Origin of the sequence: Paenibacillus sp. W2I17 (assembly GCF_030815985.1) — a bacterium.
Taxonomy (GTDB): domain Bacteria; phylum Bacillota; class Bacilli; order Paenibacillales; family Paenibacillaceae; genus Paenibacillus.
Genome location: NZ_JAUSXM010000001.1, coordinates 3,653,851 through 3,671,135 on the forward strand (window position 1 = coordinate 3,653,851; position 17,285 = coordinate 3,671,135).

Below are 17,285 nucleotides of genomic sequence, written 5' to 3' on the forward strand. Positions count from 1 at the left end.
GTATACAACTTTGTCCATTATAACACGGGAACGCTTACAAAGAACTGAAAACTAAAAAAGAGCTGAGAAATTCAGCTCCGATTACGTTCCAATTGTTTCTCGATGCCCATCCTGTCGATCTGAATCCAATACTCTGCAATTTGTTCGTTTTCCACTCGGTATACCGCACTCGCAATTTCAATCACCGGGAGGTTGGTTGGACTGAATCCGTCCACTTTACCAACATGGGTACCCGTTTGTCTCCAGCGCACATAGACTTTATCGCCTTGCGTCAGCAACTCTTGAATTTCGAGTGAAAATTCCCCGTATGCTTCAATCATCTCTCGCACATGATCTGCATAATCGGAAGGGGTTCGGGTCACTGTGACCTCTTCTTCGGATATTACTTGATGAGCCAGTACTTGTTCCGCCATCAAGCTGCTTGCATAATCAGGATTCCGGCCTGATCGGACTTCTTCAAAAAAGGTTCTGACAATCTGTTCTGCTGTCATACGCCAATCCAGCCTCCTCAATTATTCTTCTGTTATATATATAAATATGTAGTAACTCTTGTATTTTAACATGGTCCCCCCGCTATGGAATTACAACTGTTCTATTGTTCTACAGGACTTAAAACCTACCCTCTCACCTTGACAATGCGTCAATATGACCATAAACTAGCAAAGGATATTAGGAAATTAATAGGAGGTTTGGCCGTTAAGAGGTTCGAGTATGGGTTTTAACCAATTTTGATAATCTTTCGGTGTGTAGAAACGTAGCATTAGAGCAACTCAGAAAAACAAGAAAGCGGTGTATCATGAAACGTCTATTTTTCATTATGTTTGCACTCACCCTGTTACTGGCTGGATGCCAGAGTACTGAACAGGAGAGTAGTCCGTCCGAAAATAACCCTACAGAAGTAGTAGAAGGTTCTACCATTTTAAGTTTGAAGCAGAAATACGGCTCTGAATCGGAACAAGCGATCATGCCGATGTACAATGTAGCTCAGGATGAAGAATTTACGTTCAAGTTTAAAGCAGATTTACGTAAAAGTAACCTGCGAGCTAGTGACATTATTAGTGTACATACCGATATTAAAGCACTCAAAGCAAGCGATGTATATGCCATCCCAGAGACAAACGACAATAGTGTTTCCATTAAACCTCTTGGATGGGGCGTTTTAAGTTCAGATTCCATGATGAACAAGGATCAAAGTTCTTGGGGCGGTGCCCCCATTTATTACATTCGTCTGAATTATGATCCAGATGCTGAGAAGCTAACACTACTCGATCAGCCCATCATTATTCCATTTACAGTGAAATCGGAGTTACCCGTACCTAACCTAAGATACGAAATTGACAAAGATAGACGGTTCAAGTTGGTCTGGGACAAGGTTGAAGGTGCCACAGAATATAAAATTTATAAACGTTCTGACCTAACCAACTTCGATACAAATGTACCTCTAACTGGCGCAGAGGATGCTTTCAGTAATAGTCTGCCTTTAGATATTGCGGTAACAACTGAGACGTCTTTCAATGATTTTTTGAGAGACGGAAAAGGCGGGCTAGGCACTTATAATGAAATGATAACTACCACTCAGAACCATGGTATACGAGGAGAATATTACGTCACTGCAATCGGCGGAGGCAAAGAATCCAATTTTAGCAGAGGTGTCCCTACAGCTCCGCTTGCTTCCCAGTTGCCAACATCTCTGAAAGAACAATTGTATAGGGAGAAATTAAAGAATATAGATGTACTTCCTCAGAAAGCAACAGTTGAGTACAATGACGGCTCTCTAGCTCGTGAAACCATTGTCTATGATACCAAAAGCGTAGAAATTTCAGAGTTCAATGAAACGAATATTCCTTTTCATATTAAAGGAACAGCTTTGAAAAGTTACGTGCGCGTAGAAAATGTGACACAAGCAGATTTGGACAGACTTGCTCAGCAAACCGTAGCCGATTCCAGCAACGGACTGGTGGAACCAAAGAATGACACACCTTACGTTCCTGCACCTGATGTGCCAACGATCATCAACAATCATGATGCACCTGAGTCTGCAACGGAAACAGAAGAAGCACCGGCTTCGGAAACTTCAACTCCAGAGTCTACAACCGATACTGGAACGTCAGAAGATGCAACTGATTCTCTATCTACTGAGGCTTCCGATGAGGCTTCAGATGATACTTCTGATAATTCTTCAGATATGGCTTCTGAAGAAGCTTCCAATGAAACACCTGCTCCAGCTCCAGAAGCTGTAGAAGACAACCTGGTAGATGAGCAGAAATCCAATACACAGCAAAATGTAGAACAAGGTAATCAGGAAACCGTGCCTCAGCCTGCTACAGGCGATGCAATGATCAATGCAGATTCCGCATTGGAAGAAGTTTTAGCCAAAAACATGATTGCGGCACAAGATAAAATTTCGTTAAAGGCTTTCCCCGAAGCTCAAAATTTCACGACACTCTCAGATGTTGTCCTGAAAGTGATGTACCAGAATCCATTGATTCTTGGTGTGGAAGGTTTCGAATACAACTATGGTACACTTACCCTTTCGATTAATTACAATGAATCGGCTAGTGGTATCCAGAAGAAGCAAGATGAGATTATTGCCAAAGCGAACGAAGTCGTGGCTTCTATTATCAAAGACGGCATGAACGAAGACGAGAAACGAAAAGCCATCTACGATTATCTGAACGATAACGCGAAGTATGATGATGCAGCGCTGGAAAATGCGGAACAAAACAACTTCAAAAATGTCGATCCGCAGTTCAATGACTCGTTTACCACATACGGTATTCTGGTCAAAGGTGTTGGGGTATGTGCCAGCTATGCCTCCGTCTACAAATTGCTCTCCGATCTCTCGGGATTGGAAAGCATCGTTGTAACGGGAGCCTCCAGTGGTGTTCCACATGCATGGAACAAGGTCAAAATCGGGAACGAATGGTTCCATGTCGATGCCACCAACAACCTGACGAACTCCGGCATCCCGTACTTCCTGTACAATGCCAACGATGAGACTGCTGCAAGTCAGAAAACGATAGCGGATCAAGATTACTGGCTTGATTCCGAGCTCGCGATGTTTAATGGCGAGAGCGATGCCAATGATTATTATGTGCAAAATGGTCTCGAAGTCGCGTCCATTAATGAGTACAAAACCAAGGCTGAGAGTGAACTCAAAAAAGGAGAGAACCGGGTCATTCTCCGTTTCGCCTCACCTGTTGACTCTGATGAGCTGATGACAGCTGCCGGCGAAGCCCTCGCAGCAGTGGATGAAGCGCTTCTGAACACAGCACAATTAGCCACGCTAGGCAGTTATGCCATTCTGGACCCGAAACCAGAACAGAAGTAATTTAATTACACAGCAATCCCCTTGGCTTTCTAACAAGCAAAGGGGATTTTTTGTCTATTATTAGATGACTTCAAGCCATTGATTTAACCTGTTGCAATCTGGTAATAAAAGAAGAAATAAATGCTTTCTCTTTTGTGAGATTCTGTTGCAATCTCTCACTTATTTTACTGAGTGTACTTGCATCACGCGTTATATTGTATTTCAGAACTATATTTCTCAATTTAAAGTAGTCCTGTTTCAGAATAGTGCTTAATTCCATAAAGGTTGAATCTCGTTCAATGATTGATTTCTCCATTAAGTAAGATAAACGTAACTCCATAAGTAGCTTATGTTCATACAAGAGATGAAAGACTCGTGAATCCAATGCTTCTCCAACTAGGGCTGCCTGCTCAATGTCGGTAAAGATGCGTTGAATGGCTTGCATTCCAAAATCGTATTTCTGATCTCTCACTAAGTCATATGTCTCGCTTGAGTTAAGATAGTTTTCCATCGCCGTTATAATCTGCTCCACATGAATTGCATAATTGATATTCTGAATTGGCTTGAGGAATCTCACTTCTGTCCAAAAACTGTACTCATTAGACATGGTCCAGTAGCCTTTCTCAAGTTCATCCAGACTACATACGGTTTGTATGAATTTACCATCATCTAGATTATCAGCAATGTATATCAAATTTTGATCCAGGTCATACCCATACACCAATAATTCGTGCATGAGATGTTCTTTCTGATAATAGTCTGTACACGCAATGTAGTATCTATCTGCATAAATATATAGATAATATCCCATATCTATCGCTTCCGTAATCACTTGCTTAAGTGATGTTCCCCATTTGCTAATCACAATTTCTTGTGGCAGGTTGTAAAAGGAAATTCCTGGACAGGTACTTAGCAGAAACTGATGAGAATCAAACGAAAAAATTCCCCATCCATGTGCATACCTGATTTGTATAAAGTTATTGAAAATCCATGGCCATAAATCTTCGTGCATAACGGATGTTAATGTCCCATATGATGTGTACGTGCTTATGACAGGGTCACCTAGTTTAAGTACATTCTTGACCATTACAGAATTCCTCCTTCGATTCCTAGGCATAGTGTATTGATCTGAACAGATTCATTGTATAAGCAACGCACTCTCAGAGCTGGGAGCGAAGATCATGTTCTTGAATATATTACCATGTACCTTTCCTGTTTTATATAAGAACGCTTTCATATATAAAAATATATTATTTCTCTCATCTTAATGACAAAAAAGAGGATACCGCCCCCAATATGGAGACCGTATCCTCTGATACCCTGATCGGATTACCTAAGACTTTCTACGGACTAACCGTACCGCCATTTGCATTCAGTGTCTCACCGCTCACATAGCTGGATTCCTGGCTTGCCAGGAACACAAATGCCGGAGCCATCTCGGCAGGTTGTCCTGCTCGACCAAGCGGTGTATTGGAGCCAAACTCGGCCAGCTTCTCGACTGGTTGTCCACCCACGACCTGGAGCGGTGTCCATACCGGTCCTGGTGCAACAACATTGACACGTATCCCTTTGCTACCCACCTGTTGTGCCAGCGCTTTGCTGAACGTGTTAATGGATGCCTTCGTTGTCGCATAATCCAGCAGGATTGGCGAAGGTTTGTACGCCTGAATCGATGATGTGTTGATAATGGAGCTGCCCGGCTTCATATGTTTCACAGCTGCTTTGCAGAGCCAAAACATGGAATAGACATTTGTTTTGAACGTTGCATCGAATTGCTCGGTGGTCAGATCCGCAATCTGCTCCACAAACTGCTGTTTACCTGCCACGTTAGCAAGGATATCTATCCCGCCAAGCTCTTTTACCGCAGATTCAATGAGTTCTTCACAGTATTTCTCATCTTTCAGGTCACCTGGCATCGTAATTGCTTTGCGACCGGCTTCCTCAATCAGCTTCACAACTTCCTGCGCATCTGCTTCCTCTTCCGGCAGATATGCCAGAACGACATCTGCACCTTCACGGGCAAAAGCAATCGCTGCCGCCCGGCCAATTCCGCTGTCGGCTCCGGTCACAACCGCTTTACGTCCTGTTAAACGTCCGCTGCCTTTATAACTTTTCTCACCCGCATCGGGAACAGGGGTCATCTCACGCTGGAGCCCCGGCTCATCCTGTTGCTGTTTCCACTCCGGTGTAGCCTTCGGATATTGTGTCGTTGGATCTTGCATGGTGTGCTGATCTTGATTAGCCATGTTCAATTCCTCCTCGGTTATTTATATTGATCAATACGATCACAGAAGTTGTTTTCTTAAATGTTGCACTCTTTCCTTTGTAACCGAGTTGGGCGTTATTTAAACTAAGCTAACCAGATTCCCTGACAACCGTCTAACTTTGAATCTCCCCTAACCCCATACCATTTTAAGAAAAAAATGCACTCCCTGAATGACGCTGAATCACCCTCAGGTTCTCCAATCGTTTCAAGGAATGCATGTATGATATTACGATATAAGTTGATTTTTGAATATTAGACTAGCGATTTTCGCCGCCATCTATCCGTTGTCTTTTGCCGATGCCAAATGCGAAGTATCCAGCCACCACGATGGCCATAAACGTAGCTCCAACAACCAGAGGCAAGCGCGTATCCGGGTTAAACGCCATACCGATAATGACGAGGATCAGATACACAATAATGATGTAATTGCTGATCGGGAACCATTTGGACTTGAAGTTATGATCCGCCATCTCATTGCCCCAACGCTTTCTGAATCGGAACTGGCTGAACGCCAACGCGAACCATGGAACCATACCCGGAAGAACACTTGCACTGTAGATGTACAGGAACAGCTTGGAGTCCGGCATCAGGTAGTTCAGCACAACCCCAATCAACAGCAAAGTGATTGTAATGACGATACTATTGCGGGGAACCCCGCCTTTGGAAAGCTTTTTAAAAAAGGCAGGTGCCTGCCCATTTTCAGCCAGCGTGTATAACATCCGTCCTGCACTGTAGATCCCGCTGTTGCATCCAGACATGGCCGCCGTGAGTACCACAAAGTTAATGATCCCCGCTGCAGCAACAATACCAACTTTGGCAAAGGTGAGCACAAACGGGCTGCCCGTCTCGCCCACCTCGTTCCAAGGGTACAGGGTTACGATAACGAATATTGCACCAACGTAGAAAATAAGAATACGCCACACGATATTTTTGATCGCTTTACGCAAGGTGTATTTCGGATTCTCCGCTTCGCCTGCTGTAATGCCGACCATCTCCACCCCTTGATACGCAGCCGTTACGATACACAGCGCAAAGAGGAAACCTTTGATCCCTCCAGGGAAGAATCCGCCATGGCTAAACAGATTCGACAGCCCGATTGGCTGTCCTCCGTTCCCCCAACCGAAGAAGATGAGACCTGTTCCGATCACAATCATGGCTACAATAGCCGTCACCTTGATCATCGCAAACCAGAATTCAAATTCCCCATAGAACTTCACCGCTGCCAGATTCGCCGCCGCAATGATCAGCACCCCAGCAAGTGCCGGCAACCACTGCGGAATATCCGGGAACCAATACCCGACATAGATGCCAATCGCCGTAACTTCCGCCATACCCACCGTAACCCACAGGAACCAATAACTCCAGGCGGTCAGGAATCCGGCAAGCGGACTAATATATTTGTGAGCAAATGTTGCAAACGAACCCGTGACCGGCTCCTGAATCAACATTTCCCCCATAATGCGCATGACAAAAAAGATAACGATACCAGCTAATAAATAAGCCAGCAGCACGGATGGTCCTGCCCATTTGATCGTACTTGCCGATCCCATGAACAAACCAACGCCGATTGTACCTCCGAGTGCAATCAGCTCTACATGGCGGGGCTTTAGCCCTCTAGATAGTTGCTTTGATTCCAAACGATTCTCCCCTTTTCTTGTGTGCAGCTTCCTGATGTAATTTTTTAATTTTCACATTCACATTAACGCAATGCAGAATTACTTCACCAAATTGTACGAGATGTGCCGCAGAAATACAACAAGGAATGTGAGGAAACGGATTCACTACACATATAGGTATAGGATAACCGCTTAATAAATATGGCAGAAAGTTCAATAAACAATTCACTGCAGCGTTGTGTAAACAAAGTGACAGAGACTTTCTAATACATGACTCGACAGGGAGGTTGCTGGAACCCCCAAAGGACAACTCACGTATTGTATATTTGGGTCGCAATACCGTAAGTAACTTGTTCGCTATTGACCTGCTTGTATAAAATTGAAAAATAGGAGGCTTTACATGCCTGACTTTTTACTCGTTTTTATTTTTGTTTAACCTGTCTCTCTTTCTGCTTCACGAAATGGATGCCATCAGGCGGTCCGAGTGGAAATTGTTTATGGTGTTAAAAGATATGGAAGATGATAAAGCCTATAGGTATTTCACTTGGATTCACCTGCCAATGTATACCATCATCCTCTCTCTTCTTTTTAGCTCGTATCAGACCATTACATTTTGGGTGCTGGATATCTTTTTCATCATACATACCGTATTACACTTCTTTTTCGAAAAGCATCCTCGAAATGAATTTAAAAACGGGTTCTCCAGATCATTGATCTACCCTATGGGAATAATCGCTTTAATTCATTTGATATTCCTAATCATCTAATCTGTTTACACCGACGGAATGAAGGAAGCTGGAAGGGTATTGTAGAATAACAGTGAATATGGAGGTGTGCCTATGCAGCAACATCATGCAGAACGAGTTGAATTATTTGTTTCCAACACCCAGATCATCAAGAAGTCGTTCAAATGGCAACATGCGATGATGCAACGTCTGGTTGCCCTGCTCTATGCAGCGGAGAATAAAACAGCGGATGGGGAAGCTATTCGTCAAAGCCATGAGTTGATTAAGCAAAACACAAAACTTTTCTCTGCATTCAGAGGTAATTCGGCCATTAGCATTGCTGCCATGCTCTCCCTTACAACGGATGAAGAGACGAGACTGGCAGACACCTTGCATGTCTATGACTTGATGAAAGAGATCAAATTTCGCAACTCTGATTATCTGGTTATTGCCGCCTATCAGATCGCTACTCAGACATCACCTGACCAGTTTCAACCTACGGTGGAGCGGGCCAAATTATTTTATGACGGCATGAAAGCAGAGCATCGTTTCCTCACTGGACAGGATGACTACATTTTCGCTGCCATGTTAGCCCTTTCCGATCTCAACGTAGATACTGGTGTGGCACGTATGGAACAACTCTACGGGGAATTAAAACCGGAGTTCTCTTCCAGAAACAGTGTGCAGGCGTTAACACAGGTACTGGTTCTTGGAGATGATTCCCCGGATGCAGGTGCTCGTGTGATTGCCTTAAATGAAGCTTTTCGCAAAAGGAATCTTCGAATGGACAAAACGTATACGTTAGCCTCTCTCGGAATACTTTCTCTACTGCCTTCGGACAGAGACTCATTAGTGGATGAAGTCGCGGAAACAAATGACTGGTTACGGACTCAAAAAGGCTTCGGTGCCTGGTCAATCGACAAACAGGAATTGCTCCTGTTCTCGTCTGCTCTGGTAGCCATTCAACATGTGGAGAATCTGCGGAACGGTGTGCTTACGACAGCAATCTCAACCAGTATCACAAATATTATCATCGCTCAACAAGCAGCCATGGCCGCAACTGCCGCAGCATCGGCTGCTGCCGCTTCTTCATCATCATCCAACTAACAAGTGACCCTGTTACCTTCAATATAAGATGAAAAAGACCCTCCCGAGTTCAAGTTGACTCGGAAGGGTCTTAAAACATTCAAACCTACACCTAAATAATATTCATCATTTGCTAGGATATAATCCCCGTATCCCGGAATTCTTCCACGAAACTATCCAGCCAATCCGAACCATAGTCCAGCGCACCCGTATCACTCTCAATAAAAGCAACATCTAGTCCCATCACCCAGAATCGGCGAGCAACAATAAAGAGATCAACCGCCTGCTCATCTTCGGCAGAGAAGCTTCTGACTGAACGATATCCTGTCATGAGCGCATCCCATAATGCTGCTTTTCGCTCATCAGACTGTCTTTTTCGAACTTTCACTTGAGCTAAATCATAGGCACGCCAGCCTTTGGCTGCCCACTCGAAGTCATAATGGATGAACTGATGTTCCTGTTGAAACACATTGTTATTCCCATGCATATCGCCGTGGCACAGACCAAAGTCCAAGTCTTGTCTGGAAGTGGCAACGATACGTTCTTTTAACGTTGTGGCAAACGTATGGAGAAATGCTGCTGCTTCATTGTTCTCACCGATATAGTGGATAATTCGCTCAAGGGGTTCGTCAATAAGTAACTTCAGATCCAGCTCATATCGTGGAAGCTCCATGTTCACCTGATCCATAGCCTCATGCAATTCAGCGGCAGATTGACCAAAGGCGTAACAAGACTCCTCATCCTCCAGGTTGTTCTCCGTACCCTCAATATACCGAAACATTACAGCAACCCGCTTGCCTTCCGCAGCCTCCAACACCGTATATCCCGTATGATCTTTCTTCTCGATGTATTCTCCAATGTCGGTATGTTCCGCAGAACCTAGAACGTTCTTCAGTTGAGACAATAACGAAAGTTCATACTGAACATCTGCCTCCGTGATTTCAGTGCGGTAGATACGGAGAATGCACATGCCACTGGACGTGCGAACCCGGTAAGTATCATTCAATCCTCTAAGCCAAAACAAACATTCTTCCCATGTTCCAATGTCATATTGATTACTCAATGCAGACTCCAGGTACCTGGGGTTAAGCACTGAACGTAAAGCAGTCGGTTGAATGGACATATGGTTGCTCCTTCGGTTTAATATGATTATTTCTCATCTGATGAACGATGTAATCCTTTCACCTATCAACCTATAACATAGTATATTTTTCATTTATTTTCCAGAATATATATTTTCATAAACAAATACTCTTTAGACTCCTATAGCTCCCTCTCTCTCATCAGCAGGTTAGATAGGGCTATTTGCATTGACTCGCTTTCCATGTTTCAGCAGGTTATTACACTCTGGGTCGGTGCCAGCACTCGACAATTCAGCACATTCACGAAAGGCAAAATGTTTGCACCCCCTGCATTTCTGAACATCCAGATGCAATAATGCATAATTGATGGCTTCACCCGTGTGCTCAAACATATGATCGGGACCAATCCGTTCAATCAAAGCTGTTCTCTTCAGCATCTCCAACGGTTGCGCCTGAATGCCTGAAAGTAAAACCCTGCCCCCGGATCTTTCCATATGTTTGACAACACGGGCCAGATTGGATTCACCTGTTGTATCCATAAAAGGCACCTTGCCCATGCGCAACAGCAGAGTGCCTGGTCGACGATGAATCGAATCCATAACCGACTTCTCGAACATATCCGCTGCACCGAAAAAAAGTGGCCCTTCAATGGTATAAAGGCTTATTTGCGGACAGTCATGTCCTTCCCGAACCATGTGGGCCATGACTTTCTCATGTTTATGATCGGGATCGGGCAGTACTTTGGCAACCTTCAACATCTCACTCATGCGTTTAACAAATAAAAGAACCGCCAGAATCAACCCAACCTCTACAGCCGTTGTTAAACTTGTAAATACGGTCAGTAAAAAGGTAATCAGCAGAACGAGTGAATCGTTCGTTTTGGTTTTCATGACATGTACGAAGGATCTTCGTTCACTCATATTCCAGGCAACCAGCATGAGAACAGGAGCCATACTGGCAAGAGGAATGTGGGATGCATATGGCGCAAAGAGAACAAACACCAGCAAAACCACCACACCGTGAATCACGCCAGACCATGGCGATACTGCGCCGGATTTGATATTTGTTGCTGTACGTGCAATCGCTCCTGTTGCAGGAATACCACCAAATAACGGCGTCACCATATTAGCAATCCCCTGCCCAATCAACTCTCGATTGCTGTTATGCCGACTTCCGGTCATGCCATCGGCAACAACTGCGGATAGCAGCGATTCAATTCCACCCAGCATGGCGATGACAAAAGCGGGTTGCAGCAAGTTCACGATACGCTCCCAAGTGATCTCAGGCACATGAAACTGAGGCAAAGAGTTAGGTATTGCGCCAAAGGACGAACCGATTGTAGCCACCTGCCCTTCAAAAAAGAACGCTGCGACTACCGTCGAAAGAACCAGCCCGACCAGCGATGCAGGTACCTTTGGTGCAAACTTGGGCACAAGCAGAAGAACAGCCAGACAGATTCCAGCTGTAAGCACACTGTATATATTAATCGTCGAGATATGCATTCCGATTTCTTTCATATTGGACCAGAAATCCTCGTGCTTCTCGATGCCTCGAAGTCCCAGAAAGTTCGTAATTTGTCCGCTAAAAATAATGACGGCGATCCCTGCCGTAAAACCGATAGTCACTGGCCTTGGAATAAACTTAATTAATGCCCCAAGCTTGAATATGCCCATAAGTACAAGCATCAAACCGGCCATCATTCCGGCGATCAGCAGATTCTCATATCCATACTGCATCACAATGGCAAAGAGGATCGGAATGAATGCCCCCGTTGGCCCGCCAATCTGGAACTTGGACCCACCCAGCAAGGAAATGAGAATCCCTGCGATTACTGTGGTATACAATCCATACTCCGGTTTGACTCCGGAAGCGATGGCAAAGGCCATACCGAGTGGAATCGCAATGATACCTACAATCAGTCCTGATAACAGATCCTTGCGAAAAGCGGCAGCATTGTACCCTGCATATCTCCCCATCCATTTCATATACAAAAACCTTCTTTTCTTCATATATTTGAATATTTGAATATAATTTAAAAGACTACTCCCCTGCATACGTCCTGTCAATCGGATTACGCACAATCCCAGCAGGAATCTAACACAAAAAACAAGAACCTCCGGTGATTACACCCAGTTGCTCTTGTTTATTGTGTCAGGACTCTTTACGAATATCTTCCAGCATGGAAATGGCATCAACCAGATGATTGTCAAAAATCTGTTTGGTGACTGCCAGCAGGTCCTTAATCAGCGGATCACGCAGCGAATAGGTGACGGTTGTCCCTTCTTTAATTCCGTGGACAACGTTTTTGCTGCGCAATACAGCCAGTTGCTGTGAAACGGCAGAGCCTTCCGATCCCAGAATGCTTTGCAGTTCATTCACGTTCTTGGCTCCTTCACTCAGCAGCTCCAGAATCTGAATCCGCATCGGGTGTGCCAACGCTTTGAAAAAATCCGCTTTAAACTGTTGTATGCTCTGATTCATACGCTATGCCCCTTCAATCGAACTTTTGAAGATGCAAATATCATAACATAGAACGGGTATAATGCTTTACTCTAACCATAACGGTTTGATGGAAAAATTAAGATTGACCTTGAAGTACACTTCAACCTTTATACTTTACTTATAGTCTCCACAGACCGTATATCTGAACTCCATCAGGAAGGGTGATTCCTCAATGAACATGTATATCCATAATCACAAACGCTCGCTGATGAGCTTTCTATTCGAGAAATATATCGGAACGTTAGATACCAAGAAATTTTTTTCAACACGCGAGCTTACCCGCAAACACCTGGATCATATGGGCTTGGAAAACATTAAACCTTATACCTTGGGTAAAACAAAACTGTCATCTTCCATCAAAGAGCGCTCCCATGAAGACATGCAGGTGTTCACATTAAACGATCAGCATTCCCGTGAACAGAGGGTCATTCTCTACATTCATGGCGGGGCGCATACACACCAGCCGCTGTCTTTACACTGGAAATTCATGGACCGCATGGCTCAGGCCCTGAATGCCAAAGTTGTTGCTCCCATCTATCCAAAGGTTCCGCATTTTAATTATCAGCACACGTATCCGAAACTGCTCAATCTATACCGGGATCTGCTTGCCTCCGTGGACGACCCGGCCCAACTCACCATTATGGGGGATTCCGCAGGCGGGAACATATCCCTAGCCTTGGCCCATTATCTGAAGATGCATGATCTCCCGCAGCCCAAAGATATCATCTTGTTATCACCTTGTGTGGATATGGTGCTGGATAATCCGGTCATATTCGATTACGAGACCCGCGACCCTATGCTCGCTGTCGAAGGGTATGATGTCATCCGGCGGATCTGGGCAGCTGACAAACCGTTGAACGATCCGTTAATCAGTCCAATCTACGGAGATTTCGCCGGTCTGGGCAAAATCAGCATCTTTATCGGGACTCACGAGGGCTTGTTTCCTGATAATATGAAGCTCGACAAACTGCTGACGGATCAAAAAATCGATCACCAAACATACGTTTACCCCAAAATGAACCATGTCTTTGTCCTCTATCCGATTCCGGAAGCCAGGGATGCTCAGCGTAAAATAGTTAACATCATAAAAAGCTCAGCACATGAAGCTGGACAATAGACTGTAAAGCCTCCCCAGAGCCCTTTGGCAAAAAAACGAAAAAAAGCTCAATCCCTGGACTACCGCCACCGGATTGAGCTTTCTTGCTGTTATTCTGTCATCTAAATATTATTTATATGAACCATATTCAAACCAGTCAAAGTCCGCTACCTGATCGGAAGAAGTACCGTTGCTGCTGCTGAACATTCCGATACAGCAGCCAACAAAGCCGCCGGCTACTTCGGTGCTCAGGCTGCTTGTATCCACCTGTTCCGCCACCAGATGATACTGACTTCCATCTGTGCTGTAATAGAAGTTGAGTTGCTGACCTGTCGCAGCCAGTTTGATATACACTCGCGATACTTCATCATCCAGCGCGATTTGCGCAATGTGGCTATCCTGACCATCTATAACGGTCACTACACGCAGCACCTGCTGTTTCTCGGCCAGAGCACGCTCAATCCGTACGTGATACTGATCGTTCTGAATGACGACAAGACCAGCCGTTTCGTTTGCATTTCCAGGCACAAATTCCATCGCTGTAGCTGCGACATAATCCATATGCCTTTGACGCAGACAAACAAAGCTGGAATTTTCTTTTTCCTTCAATGTTTGCGGTTTCAGCTTCAGCCGCAAGTATCCTTTTCGTTCGGTTAATGAATAGAGATCCTCCTGAGGATTGCGCAGGAACATCCATTGCAAGCCCAGTTTATCACTGTCAAAATGGTCAAAACGCAGTTGCGGCTCTACCGGAACAGGCTTCAAATCCAATGTGCCCTGCTCCTCCAGGATTCCGCGGCCCTCATTAACAACAGGCCATCCGTCCTCCCAAACGACAGAAGCAAGGAAAGTCTCCCGCCCCAGGTTGCTATAGCTCCCTCCATATGGACGCGAAGCAAGCATGACCATGAACCATTGACCGTTCGCAGCCTGCACCAAGTCGGCATGTCCTACATTAACAACAGGGTAACGTTTACCCAAATGGCGATGTGTAATGATTGGATTATTCGGATTCCCGACGTATCCTTCGGTCAAACTTTTGCTACGAGCAATGGTCACGGCATGGTTTGGCCCTGTGCCTCCCTCTGCAATCAATAAATAGTAATATTCATCGATCTTATACAGATGCGGTCCTTCCGGCCAGATAACATCCACCATCGCCCCGCGCCACAGAACGTAGCTGTCTCCCACCAGCTTCATACTGCCCAGATCCAACTCCCGCAGCCACACTTCCCAATTGCCATTATAACGAACTCCCTCAGAGCAAGGACGTGTACCAAGGTAATACGCTTTGCCGTCATCGAAGAAAATCGTAGGGTCTATGCCTTCTGCGCCTTCTATAAAATAAGGATCAGACCATGGCCCAGCCGGGTCGGTAGCGGTTACAACAAAATTGCCGCCATGTGATACATTGGTTGTAATCATATAGAAGGTGCCTTCATGATACCGAAGCGTTGGAGCGAATATCCCCTGTGAATGGCCTGCTCCCTGAAGATTTAACTGTGAAGGGCGGTCCAGCACATTGCCAATCTGTTTCCAATTCACTAGATCACGGCTCTGAAAGATCGGAACGCCAGGAAAATAGGCAAATGTTGATGTCACCAGATAAAAATCTTCACCCACCCGGCATACGGACGGATCTGGATAAAACCCGGGCATAATCGGATTATTAAACGTGCATTGTTCGCTTTGATTTGAATTTTTCATTCTTTTACCCCTCCAATGGTTAGTCCAGTCACAAAGTATTTTTGCAAGAACGGATACAGTAAAACGATCGGCATTGCCGTCACAACCGTGATCGCTGCACGAATGGATACAGGCGTCACCATGTTGGTTACATTTTTGAATGAATCCACGTTGACGGTCCCCCCCTGTGAGGTCGCAGAGGATAACAATTTCATCAGCTCATACTGCAAGGTGGTCAAATTCCGATTTCCCGCCGTGTACAACATGGAGTCAAACCAGGAGTTCCACTGACCTACAGCAATAAACAGTGCAACCGTAGCCAGAACTGGCTTGGAGAGGGGAAGCACGATACGCATGAAAATCCGAAAATCTCCGGCTCCATCCATCTTCGCGGATTCAATCAATCCCTCCGACAGTCCCTGAATGTAGGTACGAATGACGATCATGTTAAACACCCCGATCAACCCGGGAATAATGTATACCCAGAAGCTGTTCAGCAGCCCCACTTGTTTGATCAGCATGTATCCCGGAATTAAGCCGCCGCTGAAATACATCGTCATGACAAACAGCGTCGTGACCAATTTGTTAAACATATACTCCTTGCGGCTCAGTACATAGGCCAGCATGGCTGTACAGAACAGCTGTACAACCGTTCCCACCACGGTTCTGGCGACCGAAACAAATGCGGCTTGCGTCAGATTCGGGTTTTGGAATACGGAGACGTAATTTTGCAGCGTCCATTCCCTCGGCCAGAGATAGATCCCCCCGCGGATCGTATCCAGCCCGTTATTGAAAGATACGGCAATGGTGTTTAAAAAAGGATATAACGTAACAACCATGACAAGCAACATAAATATGCCATTGGTGATAGAAAAAATAGAGTCTCCCAAGCTTCGTTTTCTACTAAATCGCTTCACAGCTCTGCCCCCTTATCATATCAATCGCTCTTCACCAAGAGACTTGGCAATCCCGTTGGCGATAAATATGAGCACCAGACTGACCACACTTTTGAAAATGCCTGCTGCGGTGGCAAGTGAGTAGTTGCCGAGATTAATCCCGTATTTCAGAACAAAAATGTCGATCGTCTCGGATACATCCTGCACAAGTCCGTTCCCCAGCAAGTATTGAATCTCAAAACCTGCGTTCAGTACGTTACCAACGTTGATGATAAGCAGGATAATAATCGTTGGTTTGATGCTTGGAAGCGTGACATTGAACATTTTACGAAACCGTCCGGCTCCGTCGATGGAAGCTGCCTCGTACAAGCTCGGATTAATCGACGCCATGGCCGCCAGATAAATAATCGTGCCCCAGCCGATTTCCTTCCACATGCTGGACAGACCTACAATCCCCCAGAAGTATTTGGGTTCGGCAAAAAAATTGATCGGTGCATCAATCAGACCCAATTTCGTCAACAGCACATTCACTATTCCTGTTTCCGTTGACAATACATTCGCAACGATACCTGTTACGATGATCCACGACAGGAAATGTGGAAGGTAGGAAACCGTCTGTACCACGCGTTTGAACAATACCATTCGCAGTTCATTCAATAAGAGCGCCAGACCAATCGAGCCGACAAATCCCAGAAACAGACTGATCAGGCTCATCGCCAGCGTATTGCGAATGACACGTAAAAATGTAGGGTCCGTGAATAACGTTCGAAAATGATCCACTCCCACCCAATCCTGCTCCATAAAACCAATGCCCGGTCTATAATTCTGAAACGCCATCAACCAGCCCCATAATGGTCCATACGCAAAAATAGCGATAAACGCAATAAACGGAAATGACATCCACATTAATTGTCGCTGACTTTTCATTCTGGACAGGTTGTACCCAATCCAGCTTGTTCCCGCTGGGATATGGCTGGTTTTTAACGAAGGCTGCAACTCCTTTTTGGCCATGTTTTTTCT

The 17,285-nt window shown here is 45.1% G+C and carries 14 protein-coding genes; 4 read left to right on the forward strand and 10 right to left on the reverse strand.

Annotated features, from left to right (window positions below):
• Nucleotides 1-71: 71 nt before the first annotated feature.
• On the reverse strand, nucleotides 72-491 hold the full coding sequence (locus tag QF041_RS16190; RefSeq protein WP_307414922.1) for an ester cyclase: 420 nt from the start codon (nucleotides 489-491) through the stop codon (nucleotides 72-74).
• 305 nt (nucleotides 492-796) lie between these two features.
• Between QF041_RS16190 and QF041_RS16195 the strand changes: the two genes are divergently transcribed.
• Nucleotides 797-3,331: a transglutaminase domain-containing protein gene (locus tag QF041_RS16195; protein ID WP_307414923.1), complete on the forward strand. Its 2,535-nt coding sequence runs from the start codon at nucleotides 797-799 to the stop codon at nucleotides 3,329-3,331.
• Between the two features lie 70 nt (nucleotides 3,332-3,401).
• On the opposite strand, the gene QF041_RS16200 is transcribed toward QF041_RS16195, so the two are convergent.
• The 3 genes from QF041_RS16200 to QF041_RS16210 all read right to left on the reverse strand — a co-directional run bounded on the left by QF041_RS16200 (nucleotide 3,402) and on the right by QF041_RS16210 (nucleotide 7,213).
• On the reverse strand, nucleotides 3,402-4,397 hold the full coding sequence (locus QF041_RS16200; protein ID WP_307414924.1) for a cysteine peptidase family C39 domain-containing protein: 996 nt from the start codon (nucleotides 4,395-4,397) through the stop codon (nucleotides 3,402-3,404).
• 256 nt (nucleotides 4,398-4,653) lie between these two features.
• Complete coding sequence (locus QF041_RS16205; protein WP_124118614.1) at nucleotides 4,654-5,556, reverse strand: SDR family oxidoreductase; 903 nt, start codon at nucleotides 5,554-5,556, stop codon at nucleotides 4,654-4,656.
• 277 nt (nucleotides 5,557-5,833) lie between these two features.
• On the reverse strand, nucleotides 5,834-7,213 hold the full coding sequence (locus tag QF041_RS16210; protein WP_307414925.1) for an amino acid permease: 1,380 nt from the start codon (nucleotides 7,211-7,213) through the stop codon (nucleotides 5,834-5,836).
• A 440-nt stretch (nucleotides 7,214-7,653) separates the two neighbouring features.
• On the opposite strand from QF041_RS16210, the gene QF041_RS16215 reads away from it, so the two are divergent.
• Nucleotides 7,654-7,959, forward strand: coding sequence for a DUF6713 family protein (locus tag QF041_RS16215; RefSeq protein ID WP_307414926.1), 306 nt, complete (start codon nucleotides 7,654-7,656; stop codon nucleotides 7,957-7,959).
• Nucleotides 7,960-8,031: 72 nt separating this feature from the next.
• Entirely contained in the window at nucleotides 8,032-9,024 is a 993-nt protein-coding gene (locus tag QF041_RS16220; protein WP_307414927.1) for a DUF4003 family protein, read from the forward strand.
• Between the two features lie 112 nt (nucleotides 9,025-9,136).
• Here QF041_RS16220 and QF041_RS16225 read toward each other — a convergent pair whose 3' ends face one another.
• The 3 genes from QF041_RS16225 to QF041_RS16235 all read right to left on the reverse strand — a co-directional run bounded on the left by QF041_RS16225 (nucleotide 9,137) and on the right by QF041_RS16235 (nucleotide 12,566).
• Nucleotides 9,137-10,126 (reverse strand): phosphotransferase, encoded by a 990-nt coding sequence (locus QF041_RS16225; protein WP_307414928.1) that lies wholly within the window; start codon nucleotides 10,124-10,126, stop codon nucleotides 9,137-9,139.
• Between the two features lie 168 nt (nucleotides 10,127-10,294).
• Nucleotides 10,295-12,070, reverse strand: coding sequence for a SulP family inorganic anion transporter (locus tag QF041_RS16230; protein ID WP_307414929.1), 1,776 nt, complete (start codon nucleotides 12,068-12,070; stop codon nucleotides 10,295-10,297).
• A 166-nt stretch (nucleotides 12,071-12,236) separates the two neighbouring features.
• Nucleotides 12,237-12,566, reverse strand: a complete 330-nt coding sequence (locus tag QF041_RS16235) for an ArsR/SmtB family transcription factor (RefSeq protein WP_017690603.1) — start codon at nucleotides 12,564-12,566, stop codon at nucleotides 12,237-12,239.
• Nucleotides 12,567-12,759: 193 nt separating this feature from the next.
• On the opposite strand from QF041_RS16235, the gene QF041_RS16240 reads away from it, so the two are divergent.
• The gene (locus tag QF041_RS16240; RefSeq protein WP_307414930.1) at nucleotides 12,760-13,704 is read left to right on the forward strand and encodes an alpha/beta hydrolase fold domain-containing protein; all 945 of its coding nucleotides are present in this window, start codon (nucleotides 12,760-12,762) and stop codon (nucleotides 13,702-13,704) included.
• A gap of 108 nt (nucleotides 13,705-13,812) precedes the next feature.
• Here QF041_RS16240 and QF041_RS16245 read toward each other — a convergent pair whose 3' ends face one another.
• The 3 genes from QF041_RS16245 to QF041_RS16255 are packed head-to-tail and all read right to left on the reverse strand — an operon-like array spanning nucleotide 13,813 to nucleotide 17,276.
• Nucleotides 13,813-15,390 (reverse strand): glycoside hydrolase family 43 protein, encoded by a 1,578-nt coding sequence (locus QF041_RS16245; RefSeq protein WP_307414931.1) that lies wholly within the window; start codon nucleotides 15,388-15,390, stop codon nucleotides 13,813-13,815.
• Complete coding sequence (locus tag QF041_RS16250) at nucleotides 15,387-16,286, reverse strand: carbohydrate ABC transporter permease (RefSeq protein WP_017690606.1); 900 nt, start codon at nucleotides 16,284-16,286, stop codon at nucleotides 15,387-15,389. Before QF041_RS16250 ends, QF041_RS16245 begins: the two co-directional genes overlap by 4 nt.
• A gap of 15 nt (nucleotides 16,287-16,301) precedes the next feature.
• Entirely contained in the window at nucleotides 16,302-17,276 is a 975-nt protein-coding gene (locus tag QF041_RS16255; protein ID WP_036606005.1) for an ABC transporter permease, read from the reverse strand.
• Nucleotides 17,277-17,285 lie beyond the last annotated feature (9 nt).

What these genes read in the sequence shown, in the direction of transcription:
- QF041_RS16190 (WP_307414922.1), bottom strand. Translation starts at nt 491, where the DNA reads ATGACAGCAGAACAGATTGTCAGAACCTTTTTTGAAGAAGTCCGATCA.
- QF041_RS16195 (WP_307414923.1), top strand. Translation starts at nt 797, where the DNA reads ATGAAACGTCTATTTTTCATTATGTTTGCACTCACCCTGTTACTGGCT.
- QF041_RS16200 (WP_307414924.1), bottom strand. Translation starts at nt 4,397, where the DNA reads ATGGTCAAGAATGTACTTAAACTAGGTGACCCTGTCATAAGCACGTAC.
- QF041_RS16205 (WP_124118614.1), bottom strand. Translation starts at nt 5,556, where the DNA reads ATGGCTAATCAAGATCAGCACACCATGCAAGATCCAACGACACAATAT.
- QF041_RS16215 (WP_307414926.1), top strand. Translation starts at nt 7,654, where the DNA reads ATGGATGCCATCAGGCGGTCCGAGTGGAAATTGTTTATGGTGTTAAAA.
- QF041_RS16220 (WP_307414927.1), top strand. Translation starts at nt 8,032, where the DNA reads ATGCAGCAACATCATGCAGAACGAGTTGAATTATTTGTTTCCAACACC.
- QF041_RS16225 (WP_307414928.1), bottom strand. Translation starts at nt 10,126, where the DNA reads ATGTCCATTCAACCGACTGCTTTACGTTCAGTGCTTAACCCCAGGTAC.
- QF041_RS16230 (WP_307414929.1), bottom strand. Translation starts at nt 12,070, where the DNA reads ATGAAATGGATGGGGAGATATGCAGGGTACAATGCTGCCGCTTTTCGC.
- QF041_RS16235 (WP_017690603.1), bottom strand. Translation starts at nt 12,566, where the DNA reads ATGAATCAGAGCATACAACAGTTTAAAGCGGATTTTTTCAAAGCGTTG.
- QF041_RS16240 (WP_307414930.1), top strand. Translation starts at nt 12,760, where the DNA reads ATGAACATGTATATCCATAATCACAAACGCTCGCTGATGAGCTTTCTA.
- QF041_RS16245 (WP_307414931.1), bottom strand. Translation starts at nt 15,390, where the DNA reads ATGAAAAATTCAAATCAAAGCGAACAATGCACGTTTAATAATCCGATT.
- QF041_RS16255 (WP_036606005.1), bottom strand. Translation starts at nt 17,276, where the DNA reads ATGGCCAAAAAGGAGTTGCAGCCTTCGTTAAAAACCAGCCATATCCCA.